The organism is Streptomyces sp. NPDC057654 (genome assembly GCF_042800135.1).
Classification (GTDB): domain Bacteria; phylum Actinomycetota; class Actinomycetes; order Streptomycetales; family Streptomycetaceae; genus Streptomyces.
Genome location: NZ_JBHVHQ010000905.1, coordinates 1 through 3,418 on the forward strand (window position 1 = coordinate 1; position 3,418 = coordinate 3,418).

The 3,418-nt window shown below is 75.4% G+C and carries 2 protein-coding genes and 1 pseudogene; all 3 read right to left on the reverse strand.

The window, feature by feature from the left end:
- Positions 1–112: 112 nt before the first annotated feature.
- Positions 113–1,849, reverse strand: coding sequence for a PucR family transcriptional regulator (locus ACFU99_RS38020; RefSeq protein WP_384401578.1), 1,737 nt, complete (start codon positions 1,847–1,849; stop codon positions 113–115).
- Positions 1,850–1,986: 137 nt separating this feature from the next.
- On the reverse strand, positions 1,987–3,096 hold the full coding sequence (gene menC, locus ACFU99_RS38025) for an o-succinylbenzoate synthase (protein WP_384401580.1): 1,110 nt from the start codon (positions 3,094–3,096) through the stop codon (positions 1,987–1,989).
- A pseudogene (locus ACFU99_RS38030) lies at positions 3,093–3,418 on the reverse strand (GNAT family N-acetyltransferase); the annotation flags it as partial. The gene menC and the pseudogene ACFU99_RS38030, both read right to left, overlap by 4 nt.

A 3,418-nucleotide genomic window follows, 5' to 3' on the forward strand; every position in this document is an offset into this window, starting at 1 on the left:
GTCGGATGCCGCGGCCCGGCGCGCCTCCCCGCAGGCTTCGCCGCGTCGCGTCGCCCGGCGCGTACGGCCCTTCCCGACGAATATCACGGACGAACATCCCGAATGGACATCCTCAGTCACGGCGTCGGTGGCACGGTTCATGCGGCCACAGGCGCAGTTGGAGCATGGCGGCGAAGCGGGCATCGGCGTCGGCGAGGTCGAGGGCGCCTACTTCCGCGAGGCGGCGCAGGCGGTAGCGGAAGGTGTTCGGGTGGACGTGGACGGCGGCGGACGCGGTGGCCACGTCGCCGAAGGCGTCGAGCCAGGCCCGCAGCGTCGGTACCAGGCAGGTGTGGTGCGCGGCGTCGTATGCCATGAGGCGGGCCACCGGGCCGGTCGGCGGGTCGCCGCGTTCGGCGATCACGTCGGTGAGTTCGAGCAGGAGCGACTCGACGAACACGTCGGCGATCCGGGCCACCGAGCGGGAGCCCGCGCCCGCGCGCAGCACCCGCAGCGCGCGGTCCGCCCCGGCGCGGGAGGCGGGCAGTCCGGCGCTGTCGCGGGCGTACGGGCCGACGCCGACGCGCAGTTCCTGGCGGTCGCCGACGCGTTCCAGGAACTCGTCCGCGACCCGCACCGCCCGGTCCTCGGCGTCCGCGCGGTCGGCGTGGACCGGGACGATGCCGTAGACGACGTCGCCGACCAGCGCGGCGGCCGAGCGCGGGTGCACCGCGGTCAGATGCATCGCGAACGCGTCGGTCAGGCGCTGCCGTTCGGCCACGTAGCGGGCGTGCCGGGCCGCGGACTGGTCGCCGTCGGGGCGGCCCGCGGCCGCCAGGGCGAGGACCGCGCCCGGCTGTTCGGCCAGCCCCAGCCGGGCGACGGCCTCCGCGGCGCCCGGCCCGCCCTCCAGCGCCGTGGCCACCAGGTCGGAGCGGAGCCTGCGCTCCACGTCGGCGCCCGCGCGCAGCCGCAGCATGTGCAGGGCGACCAGCTTCGCCGCGTCGCACAGCGCCTGGGCGCGTTCGGCGCTGAGCGGTTCGCGCACGGCCGCCCAGATGGAGCCGAGGATCTCGTCGCCCGCGCGCACGGTCAGGGCCACCCGCGGCAGGCTCTCGGCCTCGCCGTCGCCGCCCGCGAGGGGGCGTACGTACACGGGCCGGTCGCTGCGGTTCATGGCCTGGAAGACGCCGCGCTCCTCCAGGACGCGGGTGTACCGCTCGGGGACCTGGCGGCCGAGGATGGTCTCGACGCGGGAGGAGTCGGCCTCGCCCTGCCGGCCGGAGAAGGCCAGCACCCGCCAGCTGCGGTCCTCGATGGTGACGGGCGCGTCAAGGAGCGCCCCGATCGCGTTGGCCAGCGCGAACAGGTCCCCGGACGACACCCCGCCCAGGGACTCCGGGCCGGCGTCCCCGACGTCGCCCTCGGCGATGACCGAGCGCAGCATCGCGGCGATCTGCGCCCAGGAGGCGCCGCGGGCCAGGCCGAGCAGCGCGACGCCGGAGCGCCGTACCGCCGCGGCGACCTCCTCGTCGACGGCGACCGGCGCGCGCACGACGAGCCCTGCGGCGCCCTGCGCGCCGAGGGTGTCGAGCAGTTCGACGATCCGGGCGGGCTCGTGCACGGCGACGCCGAGCACGAGGGCCCGGGGCGGCGGCACCGGCTCGTCGTACGGGTCGTGGATGACGACGCCGCCGATGTCCCCGGAGCCGGAGCCGGAGCCGGAGCCTGGGGCGGAAGGGGAACCTGGGCCCGGCCCCGCCCCCGCGGCATCGACATCCCCCAGGACGAGATCCAGCAGCGTGGGGCCGAGGTCCTCCAGGACGCGCCGGAGGCCGGCTCGCGGACGGGGGGCCACCGGGATGAGCACGTTTCCTCCCTCGGGGTGCGGAGACCGATCTCTTGTACGCCGTATAGGTGTCGATCCTATGCGGTGCCCACCGCCCGCGACAGCCCCACCCCGGTCACCGCCCCGCATCCGGCCACCGGCCCCCACCGGTCACCGTGCTACACCGCGATCCACTCGGTGGAGACCGTCACCTCCTCCAGCGCGTCCGCCAGCGGCTCCACCCCGATGCCGGGCCCCGTCGGCACCGGCAGATGTCCCTCGTCCAAGGCGAACGGCTCGGTGATGTCGGTCCGGTAGTAGCGGTCGGAGGCCGATGTGTCGCCCGGCACGGTGAAGCCCGGCAGCGCCGCCAGCGCCACGTTCGCCGCCCGGCCGAGCCCCGTCTCCAGCATCCCGCCGCACCACACCGGCACCCCGTGCGCCGCGCACACGTCATGGATGCGGCGCGCCTCCAGATAGCCGCCCACCCGGCCCGGCTTGATGTTGACGATGCTGGTCGCGCCGAGCGAGATCGCGTCGGCCGCCGCGCGGGCCGAGGTGATGGACTCGTCCAGGCAGATCGGCGTGCGCACCTGGCGGGCCAGCTCCGCGTGGCCCAGCAGATCGTCCTCCGGCAGCGGCTGCTCGATCAGGAGCAGGCCGAACGGGTCGAGCCCGGCCAGCAGCCGCGCGTCGGCCCGCGTGTAGGCGGTGTTGGCGTCGACCTGGAGGAGGATGTCGTCGCCGAACCGCTCCCGTACGGCCCGTACCGGCGCGATGTCCCAGCCCGGCTCGATCTTCAGCTTGATGCGTACGTAACCGGCGTCGAGATATCCCGCGACGGAGTCCAGCAGCTCGGGCACCGAGTCCATGATGCCGACCGAGACCCCGCACGGCACCCGCTCCCGCACCGCACCCAGCTCCCGCGACAGCGGCACGCCGCGCTCGCGCAGCTCGGCGTCCAGGACCGCCGTCTCCAGGGCGGCCTTGGCCATCTGATGCCCCTTGAAGGGGCTGAGCGCGGGCGCGACGCCGATCGCGTCCAGCTCCCCGCGGCGCTCGGCGAGCGCGGGCACGAGAAAGCGGGTGAGCACGTCCGCGCAGCCCTCGACGTACTCCGGGGAGTACAGCGGATCGCTCATCGCGACGCACTCGCCCCAGCCCTCCGCCCCGGCCGTCACCGCGCGCAGCAGCAGCGCCTCGCGGACGGTCTGCGTCCCGAAGGACGTACGGAACGGCGCGACCAGCGGCATCCGTACGCGGCGCAGCTCGACTCCGGTCAGTTTCATGACGCTTTCTCCCTTTCGACGATGTACCCACCGGTCCGGTCGAAGCCGGTGACCCGCGCCCCGTCCGCGAGCAGTCCGCCCAGCACCTCGCGCAGGGCCGACCGCCAGGAGGCGCCGCACGCCGGGTCGGCGGCGCGCAGCTTCTCGATGTCCTCGGGCACGGCGACCAGCACGGCCGGGCCGTCGAGCGTGCCGCGTACGGGACGGCCCGCCGGGGAGACGGAGAGGCCGGTGACGGCCCCCGCCGTGTCGGGCGCGGCAGGCCGCCCCGCGCAGGCCGCGACGGTCTCCGGCGCCTCCAGGGGCCAGGTCACCAGGAGCC

Excerpts from the sequence above, each read along its gene's own strand:
- menC (WP_384401580.1), bottom strand. The coding sequence starts at position 3,096 with ATGAAACTGACCGGAGTCGAGCTGCGCCGCGTACGGATGCCGCTGGTC.